The sequence below is a fragment of the Clostridium sp. KNHs214 genome, assembly GCF_000744935.1.
Classification (GTDB): Bacteria; Bacillota; Clostridia; order Clostridiales; family Clostridiaceae; genus Haloimpatiens.
Map to the genome: position 1 here is coordinate 1,078,954 of NZ_JQMW01000009.1, position 17,153 is coordinate 1,096,106.

16 protein-coding genes and 2 pseudogenes are annotated in these 17,153 nt (G+C 30.8%); 2 read left to right on the plus strand and 16 right to left on the minus strand.

Translation table 11 applies throughout. The annotated features are described in order from the left end of the window. Positions 1–76: 76 nt before the first annotated feature. Positions 77–838, plus strand: a complete 762-nt coding sequence (locus tag CC89_RS07625; protein WP_035290863.1) for a threonine/serine exporter family protein — start codon at positions 77–79, stop codon at positions 836–838. A 1-nt stretch (position 839) separates the two neighbouring features. Next, the gene (locus CC89_RS07630) at positions 840–1,304 is read left to right on the plus strand and encodes a threonine/serine exporter family protein (RefSeq protein WP_035290865.1); all 465 of its coding nucleotides are present in this window, start codon (positions 840–842) and stop codon (positions 1,302–1,304) included. 9 nt (positions 1,305–1,313) lie between these two features. On the opposite strand, the gene CC89_RS07635 is transcribed toward CC89_RS07630, so the two are convergent. The 16 genes and pseudogenes from CC89_RS07635 to tgt all read right to left on the minus strand — a co-directional run bounded on the left by CC89_RS07635 (position 1,314) and on the right by tgt (position 17,146). Continuing rightward, positions 1,314–1,586: a metal-sensitive transcriptional regulator gene (locus tag CC89_RS07635; protein ID WP_035290867.1), complete on the minus strand. Its 273-nt coding sequence runs from the start codon at positions 1,584–1,586 to the stop codon at positions 1,314–1,316. A gap of 135 nt (positions 1,587–1,721) precedes the next feature. Beyond that, positions 1,722–3,509 carry an aspartate--tRNA ligase gene (gene aspS, locus CC89_RS07640; protein WP_035290868.1) on the minus strand — a complete coding sequence of 596 codons (1,788 nt, stop codon included), beginning with the start codon at positions 3,507–3,509 and terminating at the stop codon, positions 1,722–1,724. A gap of 31 nt (positions 3,510–3,540) precedes the next feature. Next, on the minus strand, positions 3,541–4,791 hold the full coding sequence (hisS, locus tag CC89_RS07645; protein WP_035290870.1) for a histidine--tRNA ligase: 1,251 nt from the start codon (positions 4,789–4,791) through the stop codon (positions 3,541–3,543). An 11-nt stretch (positions 4,792–4,802) separates the two neighbouring features. Beyond that, complete coding sequence (locus CC89_RS07650) at positions 4,803–6,224, minus strand: coproporphyrinogen III oxidase (RefSeq protein WP_035290873.1); 1,422 nt, start codon at positions 6,222–6,224, stop codon at positions 4,803–4,805. Between the two features lie 15 nt (positions 6,225–6,239). Next, positions 6,240–6,842: an MBL fold metallo-hydrolase gene (locus CC89_RS07655; protein WP_035290875.1), complete on the minus strand. Its 603-nt coding sequence runs from the start codon at positions 6,840–6,842 to the stop codon at positions 6,240–6,242. 14 nt (positions 6,843–6,856) lie between these two features. Next, a complete protein-coding gene (dtd, locus tag CC89_RS07660) occupies positions 6,857–7,306 on the minus strand; it encodes a D-aminoacyl-tRNA deacylase (RefSeq protein WP_035290877.1) in 450 nt (149 codons plus the stop codon). A 29-nt stretch (positions 7,307–7,335) separates the two neighbouring features. Next, positions 7,336–9,528, minus strand: coding sequence for a RelA/SpoT family protein (locus CC89_RS07665; protein ID WP_035290879.1), 2,193 nt, complete (start codon positions 9,526–9,528; stop codon positions 7,336–7,338). 102 nt (positions 9,529–9,630) lie between these two features. Further along, the gene (locus CC89_RS07670; RefSeq protein ID WP_035290881.1) at positions 9,631–10,149 is read right to left on the minus strand and encodes an adenine phosphoribosyltransferase; all 519 of its coding nucleotides are present in this window, start codon (positions 10,147–10,149) and stop codon (positions 9,631–9,633) included. 86 nt (positions 10,150–10,235) lie between these two features. Then, complete coding sequence (locus tag CC89_RS07675; RefSeq protein ID WP_051931584.1) at positions 10,236–11,135, minus strand: DHH family phosphoesterase; 900 nt, start codon at positions 11,133–11,135, stop codon at positions 10,236–10,238. Between the two features lie 213 nt (positions 11,136–11,348). After that, positions 11,349–12,197 (minus strand): annotated as a pseudogene (secF, locus tag CC89_RS21420) (protein translocase subunit SecF); the annotation flags it as partial. A gap of 30 nt (positions 12,198–12,227) precedes the next feature. Further along, positions 12,228–13,466, minus strand: a pseudogene (gene secD / locus CC89_RS21425) (protein translocase subunit SecD); the annotation flags it as partial. Between the two features lie 81 nt (positions 13,467–13,547). Then, on the minus strand, positions 13,548–14,915 hold the full coding sequence (gene scfB / locus CC89_RS07685; protein ID WP_035290883.1) for a thioether cross-link-forming SCIFF peptide maturase: 1,368 nt from the start codon (positions 14,913–14,915) through the stop codon (positions 13,548–13,550). A gap of 71 nt (positions 14,916–14,986) precedes the next feature. Beyond that, positions 14,987–15,124: a six-cysteine ranthipeptide SCIFF gene (gene scfA, locus CC89_RS07690; RefSeq protein WP_017414649.1), complete on the minus strand. Its 138-nt coding sequence runs from the start codon at positions 15,122–15,124 to the stop codon at positions 14,987–14,989. Positions 15,125–15,211: 87 nt separating this feature from the next. After that, positions 15,212–15,577: a TIGR04086 family membrane protein gene (locus CC89_RS07695; RefSeq protein WP_051931586.1), complete on the minus strand. Its 366-nt coding sequence runs from the start codon at positions 15,575–15,577 to the stop codon at positions 15,212–15,214. 56 nt (positions 15,578–15,633) lie between these two features. Continuing rightward, positions 15,634–15,936, minus strand: a complete 303-nt coding sequence (gene yajC / locus CC89_RS07700) for a preprotein translocase subunit YajC (protein WP_502685628.1) — start codon at positions 15,934–15,936, stop codon at positions 15,634–15,636. Positions 15,937–16,009: 73 nt separating this feature from the next. Next, positions 16,010–17,146, minus strand: a complete 1,137-nt coding sequence (tgt, locus tag CC89_RS07705) for a tRNA guanosine(34) transglycosylase Tgt (protein WP_035290885.1) — start codon at positions 17,144–17,146, stop codon at positions 16,010–16,012. Positions 17,147–17,153 lie beyond the last annotated feature (7 nt).

Sequence of the window (17,153 nt, forward strand, 5' to 3'; positions counted from 1 at the left end):
ATTTCAAACATATAGAATTTGTTATTGATTCTCTCGCTATACTATATTAAACAAACAAAACCGAAAGGAGCTTATTATGAACGCTAATGAATTAATACAGATTGCTTCCGAAGCAGGAAAAATAATATTAGAAAACGGTGGAGAAACCTATAGAGTTGAAGAAACTATTTTCAGAATATGCTCTGCTTATGGTGAAAAATCCGCCGAAAGTTTTGTTACACCCACAGGAATTGTCATATCTATAAGCACAAATAATAAAAATTTATCTGTAGTTAAACGTATTAAAAATAGGACTGTAAATTTAGAAAAAATTCAAAGGGTAAATGAACTATCTAGAAAAGTATCTTGTGATTGGATGCCCCTCGATGAATTTAAACAAGAATTAAAAAAGATAAATAATACTCCTAGATATAGTGTAAAAACTTCCCTATTGTTTGTTTCTTTATCCTCTTCTTTTTTCACATTATTACTTGGAGGAAATATAAAGGATTCTATAGCTGCTTTTTTAGTGGGAGCTTTAATTTATAAAACTTCTAATATCCTTAGTAAATACAATGTAAACTCTTTTTTTGTAAATATATTAGGCGGCTTCATCGCAGCATTAACTGCTTATATAACTGTATTTTTTAATATAGGCTCTAACATAGATAAAATTACCATAGGCTCTATTATGATGTTAGTTCCAGGCTTAGCCATAACGAATGCCGTAAGAGATACTATAGCTGGTGATTTAGTTTCTGGAATATCTAGAGCTATAGAAGCTTTTTTAGTAGCTATTGGCATAGCTATTGGCAGTGGTGTCATAGTTAAAATTATACTTAATTTTGGAGGAATATAAAATGGTTTTTAAAGTTTTAATAAATTGCTTTTATGCTTTTATGGGCTCTTTAGGTTTTTGTGTTCTTTTTAATATTAGGGGTAAAAATTTATTCTTCGCTTCTTTAGGTGGTGGAATTGGCTGGTTTGTATATTTGATGTTTTCTAATTTTGGATATTCCTCTACTTTATCTCTATTTATAGCTTCTTTATCTATAAGCATATACTCCGAAATTTTTGCAAGATTGATGAAAACTCCCGTAACCACATATATAATAAGTGCTATGCTTCCCCTGGTTCCTGGAAGTGGAATGTATTATACAATGCTAGAATCCGTAAAAGGTAATGCAGATGCTTCATTAAGCCTTGGCCTTAAAACACTAATAGATGCAGGTTCTATAGCTGTAGCAATAGTTTTAATTTCTTCTCTTAGTAAATTTTTAATACTATATAAATTCAAAAATGTTAATAAAAAAATAGGCAAATAGCCTATTTTTTTATTTTAAAAACATATTTATAGTGTTCACTAGTTCATTCATTTTTTCTTTATTTATATCTGTTTCTTCATCACAAAAAAAGCATCTTTCAGCATAGTTCTGTAATATTAAACTCCCAACTTTATTTATAGCCGCCCTAACTGCTGCCACTTGTACTAAAAGGTCCTTACAGCAAGCATCATTATCTATCATTTTTTGTATGCCCTTTACTTGCCCTTCAATTCTCCTCATCCTTATTTGAATATCCCTCTTTGGATCTTTTTTATCATTCACTTTATTCACCCCTAATTATACAATAATACCCGTTGTGATGTATATAAAATGTCTGACAATCACAACAGGTACTTCATATTAACTTATATTTACGCCTTAAAGTATTTAGTAAAAAATTTATATAATATTTGCTAATTACTTCGCCTTATTTTTTATATCTAGTCCTAGTTCCCCTAATTGTTTTTCATCTACTATATTAGGAGCTTCTGTTAATGGACAAAAAGCATTTTGATTTTTTGGGAAAGCTATTACATCTTTTATGTTATCTGTTCCTGCTAAGAACATTATAAGTCTATCAAATCCAAAGGCTAATCCACCATGTGGTGGTGGTCCAAATTTGAATGCTTCTAGCAAGAATCCAAATCTCTCCCAAGCTGCTTCCTGTGTAAATCCTAATACCTCAAACATTTTTTGTTGAAGATCAGTATTATGAATTCTTATACTTCCTCCACCTAACTCTTCTCCATTTAAAACTAAGTCATAGGCTTTCGCTCTAACTCTGCCTGGGTCTGTATCTAAATAAGTAATATCCTCATCCATCGGCATAGTGAACGGATGGTGTTCAGCTTGGTATCTTTCTTCTTCTTCATTATATGATAGTAGTGGGAATTCTGTAATCCAAGTAAATTTAAACTCTTTATTGTCTTTTAAAATTTCTAGTATTTTTGCAACTTCAAGTCTAAGAGCTCCTAAGGCTTGGAATACCACATTATTTTTAGCATCTCCAACTATTAATATTAAATCTCCTAGTTTTGCATCCATAGTGCTTAGTATTCCGTTCATTTCTTCATCAGTTAAAAATTTAGCTATTGGTGATTTTATTTCATTTTCCTTATAAGCTATCCAAGCTAATCCCTTAGCCTTATAAGTTTTAACAAACTCACCCAGTTTATCTATTTTCTTTCTTCCCATATCTGCAGAGTTTCCTACTTTAATAGCCCTTACACTACCACCTTCAGCAATAGCACTTTTAAAAACTACAAATTCAGATTTTGAAACTACAGGAGTCAAATCATGTATTTCCATCCCAAATCTTAAGTCAGGTTTATCACTACCATATTTCTCCATAGCTTCTCTATACGGCATTCTAGCTATTGGAAGTGCTACATCTACATCTAGAACTTCTTTAAATACCCTTTGTATTAATCTTTCATTAACTTCCATTACATCCTCTTCTTCTACAAAGGACATTTCTAAATCTATTTGTGTGAATTCTGGCTGTCTATTAGCCCTTAAGTCCTCATCTCTAAAACATTTTGCTATTTGATAATACCTATCAAATCCTGAAACCATTAGAAGTTGCTTAAATATTTGTGGAGACTGTGGAAGTGCATAAAACATTCCAGGGTAATTTCTACTTGGAACTAGGTAATCTCTAGCACCTTCTGGAGTACTCTTAGTGAGTATTGGAGTGTCTACATCCAAAAATCCATTTTCACTTAAAAAGTCTCTAACTATTTTTCCCGCTTTATTTCTTATATTAAATATTCTTTGCATATCGGGTCTTCTTAAATCTAAATATCTATACTTTAATCTTATATTCTCCGCAGCATCTAAATTTTCTTTTATATATATAGGAGGTGTTTCTGACTCTGACAATATCTTTATATTCAATCCCTTTAATTCTACAGTTCCAGTTGGAATATTATTATTTGGAGCTTCTCTCTTAACTAGTTTTCCTGTAATAGAAATACAGTATTCAGGTTTAACTAAATCAGCCTTTTGGAAAGCCTCCTTATTTATTTCTTCTCCAAATACCACTTGTAGTATTCCAGTTCTATCCCTTAAATCTACAAATACCAATCCACCTAAATTTCTTTTTCTTTGAACCCATCCCATTACAGTAATATCTTCTCCAATATTACTTTCTCTCAGTTCTCCACACATATGTGTTCTCTTTAATCCTTTAAGTGATTCTCCCATTTTTGATCCTCCCTGTTAATCTTCTGAAGTTTTATGCTTTTATTATTTTTACCATTTCTTCAATACTATCTATATTTACATTTATTTGTTCTCCATCGCTCATTCTCTTTAAGTTTGCTTCTCTATTCTCTAATTCGCTATCTCCTAATACAATTGTATAAGATGCCTCTACCTTATTTGCATATCTCATTTGAGCCTTTACTTTCTTATTCATGTGATCACAATCACATTTTAATCCTTTTTTCCTTAACTCATTAGCTAATTTAAAAGCTTCTGTTTTTCCATTTTGCCCCATAGAGCCTATGTACAAATCTATGTAATTCGGCTTTGGTATTTCTACCCCATTTTCCTCTAAGGTCATTATAAGCCTTTCTATTCCCATGCCAAATCCCACTGCGGGCATTTCTGGACCGCCAATCTCTTTAATTAAATAATCATATCTTCCACCGCCGCAAACAGTTATATCATTATTTATTATTTCAAATACAGTTTTACTATAATAATCTAATCCCCTTACTATAAAAGGATCTACATTAAATTTTATTCCCAATGCACTTAAATACATTTTTAATTGTTCAAAATGGCTTTTACACCCATCACAAACATAATCTATTATAACTGGTGCATCCTTTACTATTTCCTTACACTTCTTTTCTTTACAATCTAATATTCTCATAGGATTTTTATGGAATCTTGTTTTACAAGTTTCACATAAATGGTTTAAATTATTGCCTAAGTATTCCTTTAAGGCCTCATTATACTTCTTTCTACACTCAGAACATCCAATATTGTTAATATTCAACGTTAAATTCTTTATTCCAAATTCTTCATATACCCTCATAGCTAAGCTTATTACTTCAGCATCCATAGAAGCCTCATTAGAACCAAAAACTTCTATACCTAATTGATGATGCTGCCTTAACCTTCCCTTTTGAACATTTTCATATCTAAATACCGGTGTAAAGTAAAATAACTTAGTAGGCTGTGCTTCTGCATATAATCCACTTTCAATAAAAGCTCTAACAGATGGAGCTGTGCCCTCAGCTTTTAACGTTATACTTCTTCCACCTTTATCATTAAAAGTGTACATTTCCTTTTGAACTACATCAGTAGTTTCCCCTACTCCTCTTTGGAATAACTCAGTGTATTCGAATATTGGCGTTCTTATTTCTCTACATCCGCAGGTTGAAGCTATATTTCTAAACTTTTCTTCAATATATTGCCATTTATATGATTCTGAAGGTAATAAATCTTTAGTACCTTTAGGTGCTTGAATAATCATACTCTTCCTCCTTAATATAATGTTTCCAATAATTTTTTCTTACTAGAAGTCTTTTCATTTAGTCGCTCTATATACTCTCTCACATCTTTTATATTAGCAAACCTCTCCAATCGGTTTTCTTCTAAAAATACAATTTTTGATACAGCATCTGCTCCTAATGCTATTATAGTTTGCTTTTCCTCTATCATCTGTATATTATAAATACATTCCTTGCCTTCTAATGCGTATCCTATGTTTTCCATATTGCCTACCATATTTTTTTGTCTATACATGTAGTATGGTCTCATGGATAAAATATTAGACAATTTAACAGTTTCTTGAAACATTTTATTTAATTCTTCTTGATCAGCTATTTCATAACTTTCTTTATTTACTATATTCTCATGAAGTCTTGACCCTCTTTTTACAGACAATCCATGTACTGTAAAACTATCGGGTTCTAGTTTTTTTATTTCACTGCAAGTGTTTATTACATCTTTTAGCTTTTCACCAGGTAGCCCAACAATAATATCCATATTAATATTATTGAATCCAATTTCCCTAGCCATATTAAATTTCTCCACCACATTCATTGATGAATGATTTCTTCCTATAAGTTTTAAGGTATTATCACTCATGGTTTGAGGATTTATACTTATTCTACTTACACCGTATTTCTTCATAGTTCTTAATTTATTATTGGTTATGCTATCCGGCCTGCCACACTCCACAGTAAATTCTTGCACATTAAACTCATGCATAAAGTATTTATGCATATGCTCCATTACAATTTCAAACTGCTGATCATTTACTGCTGTAGGTGTACCTCCTCCAAAGTAAAGGCACTGTATATTTAACCCTTTATTTCTTATAAATTCACTCATTTGTCCCATTTCTATAATTAGCGCTTCTATATAATTTTCTACCAAATGCCCACAACCCTTTACAGAATTAGACGCAAAGGAACAGTAAAGGCATCTGGTAGGACAAAATGGCATTCCTATATAAACACTTATATTATCCTTATCTTTATTAATAAACGATTCTTCTTTCTTGCCTATATCTATGCATAACTTAACCTTATCTTCCCTAGTACAATACTTATGTTTAAAAAATTCTACTATTTCCTTTTCATTTTTACCTTTATCTAAAAGTCCTATTGCTATTTTAGATGGCCTTATACCTGTTAAAGTACCCCAGGGCATAATTTTTCCTGTACACCTGGTTAAAAAAATAAATATAGATTTCTTAACAAAATCCTTATACTCTAAATCCATTGCAAAAATAAACTTTTCACTAAATTGCCCATAATAACATTCTACTTCATTTTGCGAAATATTTATACACATATCCCAATGTTCTTCTACAAATTCTATATTTTCACACTGATAAAATATATTAATTATTCCATATACATGATATCTATAATCAATATTATTTAATTTTACTTTCAATTTTCAAAACTCCCTTTATTTAAAAAATGGGTTATTCTTTTTTTCATATCCTATAGATGTTCCCATACTGTGTCCTGGATATACATTTGTACTATCTGAAAGCATAAATAATTTAGCTCTTATACTATTTATAAGTGCATTGTAATCTCCCCCTGGAAGATCCGTTCTACCTATAGACATAGCAAATAATGAGTCTCCTGTAAATACTGAATCTTCTATTAAGAAACTCATACCTCCCGGTGTATGTCCTGGAGTTTCTAAGCATTTAATTTTACAGTTCCCGAATTGCAACACATCGCCATCACTTATATTCATATCTGCTTTGCCACTTCTAAGCATTCCAAACATATATTCATTATTTCTCATTAATATGTCATCTCGTTCATTAATACATACAGGAGCTTTTACTAAATCTTTTAATTCATCTACTCCATCAGTATGGTCCCTATGCCCATGAGTTAATAATATATATTTAACATCTAGTCCCTTAGACTGTATAAATGGATATATATCATCCACATCTCCTCCTGGGTCTAGAACTACCGCTTCATTAGTTTCGTCCCATATAACATAACAATTTGCAGCATAAATTCCTGCTACTATTCTCTTTATTTCCATGTATCTCACTCCTTTTAAAAGTTCTTTTTACTATCTATAAGTAGTGTTACAGGTCCATCATTTTCTATACTTACTTTCATATCTGCCCCAAAGATGCCGCATTGAACATTTTCTACTTCTGCTTTACATAACTTTATAAACTTTTTATAAAAGGTTTCTGCTTCATCTCCAGAAAGAGCCTCCATAAAATTTGGTCTTCTTCCCTTTCTACAATCACCTAACAAAGTAAATTGGGAAACTATAATAAGTTCCCCATTCACATCAAGAAGTGACTTATTCATTTTTCCATTTTCGTCTTCAAATATTCTTAAATTTAATATTTTATCTTTTAAATATATTAAGTCTTCTAAAGCATCCCCTTTTTCAATTCCCAGTAGTACATTTAAACCACTTCCTATCGAACCTACTATTTTGCCTTCCACTTCCACTGAAGAAGACTGTACTCTCTGAACCACCGCTCTCACTAAAATCACTCCTTAAAATATGCGTTTTGCTATTTTTTAACCCTATATACTTCTGTTACACCTTTGAACTTTCTTATGTTTTTCATTAAGTTATCTAATTGTTCTCTACTTGTGATTTTTAATTTTACATTTATAACCGCTGTTCCTATTTTTGAGGTTTTAGCGTTTACAGCATATAAATTCAAACCGCTCTTTACAACCCCCTCCATTACCTCAGAAAGAAGTCCAGGTTTATCATCGCCTTTAATCTGTATTTCTGCTATATAGTAAGCTCCCTCCGAAGTACCCCAACTTACAGAAAGAATTTTTTCTGGTTCATTTTGAACAAGGTCAATTAGATTTTTACAATCTTTTCTATGTACAGATACCCCTCTTCCTTTAGTTATATACCCTATTATTTCATCTCCAGGTACAGGATTGCAGCATTTTGCAAATCTTACCAGCAAGTTTTTCATCCCTTTTACCACTACTCCGGGATATTTATTTTCTCTTTGCTTGTTACTTTCCTTATTATTAGTATATTTACTTATTTCTTTTTCTTCATCTTCTAAAGTAACAATATTATTTTTTTCTTCACTATTATAGTAATCGACCAGTTTAGATACTACTACAGAAGGTATGGTTGCTCCCGCTCCCACTGAAGCGTACAAATCCTCTTCTGCCTTCATGTGGTATTTTAATAATAGTTTTTCTATAACCTTACCTTTGGCATACTCCTTAAAATTAAATCCCTGCCTCTTTGCTTCTTTTTCTAGTAATTCCTTACCTTTTATAATATTTTCTTCTCTTTTAGCTTTTCTAAACCAAGCTCTTATTTTACTCTTAGCTTGGTTACTTTTTGTCATATTAATCCAGTGTATATTGGGTCCCTTCGGTGTAGGAGATGTTAAAACTTCTATTATCTCCCCAGTACTCAAATGATAGTCTAAAGGTACCATCTTGCCATTTACCTTTGCTCCTATACATCTATGTCCTATATCCGTATGAATTTTATAAGCAAAATCTATTGGCGTAGATTCATAAGGTAAACTTATAACTGCTCCTTTAGGAGTAAAAACAAATACTTCGTCTGAAAATAAATCTATTTTAAACCTCTCCATAAATTCTTCTGCATCAGAGGTCTCATCTTGCCACTCAAGAATTTCTCTAAGCCACGATAATTTAGAATCTAAATCTTCTTGATGTGCTGAAAGGTCACCTTCTTTATATTTCCAGTGTGCAGCAATACCATATTCTGCAGTTCGATGCATTTCATATGTACGTATTTGTATTTCAAATGGTTTGCCTTGAGGACCAATGACAGTAGTATGTAACGACTGATACATGTTCGGCTTAGGCATAGCTATATAATCCTTGAATCTACCTGGCATAGGCTTATACATAGTATGAACAATACCTAAAGTAGCATAGCAATCTCTCACATTATTCACAAGAACTCTTATAGCTGTCAAATCGAAAATTTGATCTATGGTCTTATTCTTCTTAATCATTTTTCTATATATACTATAAAAGTGTTTTGGTCTTCCTTCTATTTCAGATTGTATTCCTGAATCCTCAAGTTTGTCATAAAGTTCTTCTGTTATTTTTTCTATATATTCTTCTCTCTCAGCTCTTTTTTCCGATATTTTTCTTACTAAGCTATAGTATTCATTTGGATTTATATATCTGAAAGATAAATCCTCTAATTCCCATTTTATTTTAGACATTCCCAGCCTATGTGCTAATGGAGCATAAATATCTAAAGTCTCCTTTGCCTTTTGTTTCTGTTTTTCAATTGGCATATATTTTAATGTTCTCATGTTATGAAGTCTATCTGCAAGTTTTATCAAAATAACTCTTATATCTTTTGCCATAGCTAAAAGCATTTTACGAACATTATCGGCTTGTTGTTCCTCTTTTGTCTTATATGTAATCTTACCAAGTTTAGTTACACCCTCTACCAATCTAGCTACTTCTTCACTAAATTCCTTGGTAACAAATTCATAATCATACTGAGTATCTTCTATTACATCGTGAAGTAATCCAGCTACTATCGTACTCGTATCAAGTCCCATATCCGCCAAAATGCAAGCCACTTCTACAGGATGAATTATATATGGTTCTCCTGATTCTCTTCTCTGTTCACTATGGGCGTTATATGCAAAATTATACGCTTTAACTATATATTCTTTATTTACGTGAGTGCAATTTTCGTCTATTTTTCTCATTAACTTCTCAAGCATTTGGATTACTCTCCTAAAATCAAAGGCTGGTCGAAGCCAGCCAGTTAATTATTTATTAATATTATATAATATTATAAAGAATTTTTCAATTTAAAATTCTATCTATATATCGTACTTTACTAAGGACATTACAGGGTAGTTCTCAAGTTTTTCTTTACCTTTTAAATCTGTAAGCTCAATTACAAATCCCACTGCTGCCACAGTACCACCTGCTTTTTCTACCAATTTGGCAACAGAATTTATTGTTCCACCAGTAGCTAATAAATCATCTATTATTGCAACTCTTTGTCCTTGTTTTATAGAATCAAGATGTATTTCTAATTCATCACTTCCATATTCTAAATCATATTTTGAACTTAGTGTTTTAAATGGAAGCTTGCCCTTTTTTCTAACAGGCACAAATCCAATTTCAAGAGCATAAGCAACTGGTACTCCAAACAAAAATCCCCTAGCTTCAGGTCCAACGATGATATCTATATCCTTATCCTTAAGATAATCTACAAATTTGTCTATAGTATATTTTAAAGCTTCTCCATCTTGTAGTAATGTTGTGATATCCTTAAAACTAATTCCTTCTTTAGGAAAGTTTTCTATTACTCTTATTTTTTCCTTTAACTCCATTTATACTTCCTCCTAATACGTGGAACTTCACATGAACAAATTTAAAATCATTATATTTTCATGCACATACTATTATATATTAAAAATTAAAATAATTGCAAGTCTTTACTAAAAGTTCTAAGCTTATGTATTTCATTTTTATATTCAATACAAGACTCATCTACGTTTTCTACCTGTCTTTTTAAGTACTTAGCTATTTGTTCAGCTCTATAACTATTGGAGGTGGTGAAAAGTTCCACTACTATTCTTGCATTATCCATTTTGCCTACTGGATTTACTGTAGGTATGGCGGTAGTAACTAATTTGTATATTGTATTTATATCTATCTTAAATATTTTATGTACTTTCATTAAAGCTTTTAATCCATAATTATTTGTAACTTTTAACCTCTTTATTCCCTCTATAATAAAATCTTTATTTTCACCTGCTATTGCTACATCCCTGGAAACTGTGCCCAACATCACTAAATCCATATATTTATGTACGCAATTTATTTTATAATAATTAGCTATTTCTTTAGCTAGTTTAAAAGCAACGCCTACAGCTGTACTGTTATATTCCTCGTATTGTGTGTAATTCAAAACATATGTGTTTGGAATTATACCACTTGCTTTCTTAAAATCTGTTATTATAACGTCTATTCCCATTTTTTTACAGTATTCTACCTCATCATAACTATTAATTCCGCAACCTACAGTTATCATGAGAGTAGCTCCAAGAAGCTTTATATGACTATCTACTATGCTTCTATCTATTTCATAGTCATCGTCTATTTCGCTTGGTATATAATATTCTACATCTGCATTTAAGTATCTAAGAATTAAAATCAACAAGGATACCCCTGTGACACAATCCAAGTCATAGTGTCCATAAATTATTATTTTTTCTCTATTATTTACAGCACTAGAAATTCTACTTAACGCACATTTAATTTCTCTATCAATATGTATATTATGAATTTTAATATTATCACTGACTTTATTCATACTAGTTCCTCCAACTCTATAGAAAACAAGTATATTATAAATTATATTAGTGCTTTTGACAAATACATTTTTATATGATTATGTGGAACTAATAGTATACTAGTAAAAATAAACTATTTGTACTACTTAATTCTATATTTATTCTATATATACGCTATTCACCAAAATAAGGATTCCAGATAAAATCTGGAATCCACTTTAATTACTAATTCCTTAAACTTTTGCTTTCTTAACCTTCTTCTTTAGAATAACCCAAATAGGACTGGCAATAAATATTGATGAATAACATCCAGAAACTATACCTATTATTAGAGGCATAGAAAATTCTCTAACCGAAGGAACAAATACATTTACAGCTACTATAGTAAATAATGTAGTTAAAACAGTATTTATAGATCTAGTCATAGTTTGACCTATACTTATATTTGCTACCTCAGCCACATCTTTCCCACGCATTTTTTTGCTATTTTCTCTTATTCTATCAAAAATAACTATGGTATCATTGATTGAATATCCTAGTATAGTAAGTATTGCCGCTATAAAAGGTGAATTTACTGGAATCTGAAGTACCGCATATATACTTACAGTAATTAATATATCATGAACCAACGCAAGTATTGCAGACAAACCAAATTTAAACTCAAATCTAACACCTATATATAAAAGCATAGCTAATGTTGCTAAAACTCCAGCTATCCAAGCCTTTCTTTTTAACTCATTTCCTACAGAAGCACCAATAGTTTCTTGGGATGTTAGTTCTGCTTTTTTGTATTGAACTTTTATATCTTTAAATAAATTATCTATTTTATTGCTGTCAAGTGAGTTACTTTTAATTTCCAGTTCGATTTTTCCATTATTATTAGCTTTAGTTGTTTGATATTCATTTGAGTATTTTTTAATTATCTTATCTATTTCCGCTTTATTAAAATCTTGTTTCATTTCTATTTGAACTAAAGTACCACCCTTAAAATCTATACCAAAATTCAATCCTTTAAAGCCCATTGCTGTAAATCCTATTACTATAATTAGCAAAGATATACTTATCCATATTTTAAATCTCTCAACAAATTTAAACTTAAACTTTTCTTTAGATTCAGTGTTATTTTTAACCCCAAAATGTGAAGGTTTGTTAATAAGTCCCATATTCACAGCATTCTTAAGTAAAAATTTAGTTATAGTTAATGCTGTAAATATACTTACTACTATACCTATTATTAAAGTTAAAGCAAATCCCTTTACAGCACCAGAGCCTACTACGTAAAGCACTGCTCCTGCAATGATTGTAGTTATATTAGAATCTAATATGGAGGATAACGCTCTATCAAATCCTGTATCCACAGAAGATTTTACAGACTTTCCTGTTTTAAGTTCTTCTTTTATTCTTTCAAATATAAGTACATTGGCATCTACCGCCATACCAACAGTCAAAAGGAATCCCGCAATACCTGAAAGAGTTAATGTTGCATCTATTCCTGAAAAAACAAGTAGTACAAGTATTATATATAGAACTAATGCTATATCTGCTATTATTCCTGGTAACCTATAATAAAGAATCATAAAGATAAATACCAATGCAATTCCTATAATACCAGCATTTATACTCTTAGGTAATGCAGTAGCTCCTAAAGTTGCTCCTACTGTTTTAGCAGAAACTGTTTTTAATGTAACAGGTAATGCTCCGGAATTTATTATATTAGCTTGTCTTGTTGCCTCTTCTAAAGTTTTACTTCCCGTTATAACAGCTTTTCCACCTGTTATAACATCATTTACCTTAGGATTAGTAAGCATCTCTTCATCCATATATATTGCTATTGGCTGTCCTAAGAATTTTTTTGTACCCTCAGCAAATTTTTGGGTACCAGACTTATTTAATTCTAGTCCAATGGTAGGGTTATTTGTTTCATCCAAATAAGCTGATGCTTTTTCCACATCCTTACCCGTAAGAATGGTCTGCTTATCAGGTCCTACAAATTTCAACTCACCAGTTTTAACTACACTATCTATAACTGCCTTAGCATCAAATTTTCCTGGTATTTCTATTCTTATTCGGTTCTTTCCTTCTTTTGTAACTAGTGTTTCACTTACACCCATTTTATTTACTCTCATTGAAATAAGTTCAATAGCCTTATCAAAGGTTTTTTGATCAACCTTTCCTTGAATTTCTTCTACTACAGAAACTCCACCTTGAAGATCTAATCCCTTATTTATAGACTTAGTTAATGGCTTTATTTCATACCCAAATAACTTCAAACCCTCTGCACTAATAAAGGCCAATGAAAAAATAACAATTACACTTAGAATAAAGAGAATGGCGCTCTTTCTTTTCTTCATTTTTTTATCCCCCTCCGTATAGCATCATAAGCTAATTATAATATTACATATTATTTTAGTCAATATTATGTAATATATGCATTATTCTTCCATCATCATTTGAGTTTTTAAAGCTATAGCACATTCTATTCTCTTCTTTTGCATAGTACAACCTAGTTCATAAGGCTTATGAATATCACCATTAAAGTTATAATTATTAGCTTGGCAGCCACCACTACAATAGAATCTTGCCCAACACTCTCTGCATTTTGGTTTATTATATATGTGTGCTTTATGAAATTTTTTCTCTATATCAGTATTCATATTGTCTTCATATATTGTACCTAATTTAAAATCTTCATTACCTACAAATTGATGACATGGATAAACATCTCCAGTAGGTGTTACTGCAACATATTCATGACCTGCTCCACATCCAGAAATTCTTTTATATACGCATGGTCCCCCATCTAAATTTATATTAAAATGATAAAATTTAAACTCATTACCTTCTTTATATCTTTTTAACATTTCATTATATAGCTTATCATATTCATTAAATATAGTAGGAAGATCTTCCTCTCTTAAAGATAGTGGATGATCATCTGGAAGCACTACTGGTTCTACAGATATTTCCTTAAATCCCAAATCAACTAAATGCATAACATCATTAAAGAAATCTGTATTTTCTCTAGTAAAGGTTCCTCTAACATAATGTTGCTTTGTAACATCTCTTTTTTCAACCATATCCTTTATTTTAGGCAATATAGTTTCATAGGACCCTTCTCCATTAGCTCCTATTCTAACCCTATCGTTTACTTCTTTTCTTCCGTCTATGCTTAAAACTATATTTACCATGTTCTCATTTAAATACTCCATTATTTCATCATTTAATAGAGTACAGTTTGTAGTCATAGTAAATCTTATATTTTTATTGTGTTTCTTCTCTAAATCTTTTCCGTAGTCAACTATTTGTTTTATATTTTCAAAAGCCATTAAAGGTTCTCCACCAAACAAGTCAACTTCTATGTTCTTTCTAGGTCCTGAATGCTTAACTACAAAATCCAAAGCTTTTTTACCCACTTCAACAGACATTATTTTGCTTTCACCATGATACTTTCCTTCATCGGCAAAACAATACTTACATCTTAAATTGCAGGCATGAGTTATATTTAGACATAAAGCTTTTATAAATGAGGGTGAATCTCCACTCTTTTGAGCAATATCTTCATACATATCTTCCGTATATATTAGACCTTCTTTTATTAATTCCCTTATTTCATCATAAGCCTCATGAATATCTTCATTTTTGTATTTATCCTTATATCTTAATTTTAATTCATCTAAAGCTTCTAATTTTTCTTCATTTAACAAATCATATACAAGCTCGTCCACCATATGAACTGACCCTGTATTCACATCAAGAACGTAGTATTCGTTGTTCTGCATAAATTTATGAATATTTGCCACCTTTGTTTCCTCCTCATTAAAATTTAAGACAGTAACATAAGTTACTGTCTTTAAAATTATACCAACATAAATTAGTTTTCACAAGCTAAATTGGCAACTGTGCAAGAAGTTTTGCATGCAGATTGGCATGAATTTGCACACTCTTTACAACCTGGTTTCTTTAAACTTTCTTTTATATTTGACTTGTTTATTGTTTTTATATGTTTCATGTCAATTCCTCCAATCATATTTATCACTTTAATATCGCATATCTACTCGTAAATTATATCACAATATTTTAATTAAATAAAGGATTTCTACATATTTATTCCTAACATTCCAGATAAGGTACCTACCAATAAAGCTAATGCAATTCTTATATAATCATTTGCTGCCAAAGCAGTTTCTCTTCCAGCTACTACTGAAATCAAATAAAATATTAGCATGTACATAAAAGCTAAAGCTATACCTATAATCCATCCATTTTTTCTAGATTTCCTAGAAGCATATACAGCCCCGTACATTATGCTTATTAAAGTAATTATTAAAATAAAAATACTCCTAAATCCTTCTGAAGCTGGAAATAAAAAATTAATTATAGAAAAAACTATCATACCTAATAAAGTAACTATACATGCTCGTATTAATCCTTTAAGCATACAATCCATATTCTTTCTGTTCAAATAGCAACACCTCCTTATTAAAAATATATGAATCTAGGAGGTGTTTAATAACTATTTTATGATTCTTTTGATTCTTTTACTTCTTTTGCTTCCTTAACTACATCATCAGTTGCATTTAAAATACTTCCAATAGAAGCTTTGGACATTTTTAATCTAGCTTTATCCGGACCTGATTGAATTATTACATAGTCATCTTTTATCACAACTATACTTCCAATAATTCCTCCTCTAGTCATTATTTCATCATTTACCTTCAATGATTCTAACATTGCATTGTATTTCTTTTTTCTCTTATTTTCAGGAATTATTATTATTAAATAAAAGAATGCAATCATAATCACAAAAGTAACAATTGTCATTACGCCATTTGACATAATTCTATTCCTCCCTCATTTTAATAATTTATAATTTAAATAAATTTAATTATTTATATTAAGCTCTTCCATTCCAACTAGCTAATTTTTCTTCTTTAAATTCTTTAAAGTAGTCTCCATCTATAGAACTTCTTATATCTTCCATTAACTTATTATAGAAATATAAATTATGGAGAACACATAGCCTCATAGCTAGCATTTCTTTTGCTTTAAATAAATGTCTTATATAAGCTCTACTGTAGTACTTACAAGTAGGACACTGACACCCTTCATCTATAGGATTATCATCTAATTCAAATTTTGCATTCATTAAATTTATTTTACCATATTTAGTGAACACATGTCCATGCCTTCCATTTCTAGCTGGAAGTACACAATCAAAAAAATCCACTCCTCTGTCTACTGCTTCTAAAATATTGCTTGGAATACCCACACCCATTAAATATATTGGCTTTTCTTGTGGGAGGTGTGGAACTACCCCATCTATTATTCTGTACATCTCTTCATGAGTTTCTCCCACAGCCAAGCCTCCAATAGCATAACCATCTAGATTCATTTTGCTTATGGTTTTTGCATGTTCAATTCTAATATCTTCGTATACTCCACCTTGATTTATACCAAAAAGCATTTGATTTTTATTTACTGTGTCATCTAAGGAATTTAATCTATCCATTTCAATTTTACATCTTTCAAGCCATCTTGTAGTTCTCTCTACTGATTTAACTACATAATCCCTTGGAGATGGATTAGGTATGCACTCATCAAAAGCCATAGCTATGGTTGATCCTAAATTACTTTGTATCTGCATACTTTCCTCTGGTCCCATAAATATTTTTCTTCCATCTATATGAGAATTAAAATAAACTCCTTCTTCTTGTATCTTTCTAATATGTGATAATGAAAATACCTGAAATCCACCTGAATCTGTAAGTATAGGTCTATCCCAATTCATAAATTTATGTAATCCACCTAATTCTTTAACTACTTTATCTCCTGGTCTTAAATGTAGATGATATGTATTAGAAAGTTCTACTTGACATCTTATTTCTTTTAAATCCATAGAGGATACAGCTCCTTTTATAGCTGCAAGAGTTCCCACATTCATAAATACGGGGGTTTCTATAGTTCCATGTGCAGTTTCAAATCTTCCACGTCTTACCTTGTGGCTTTTCTTAAGTAAAGTGTATTTTCCCATTAGCCTA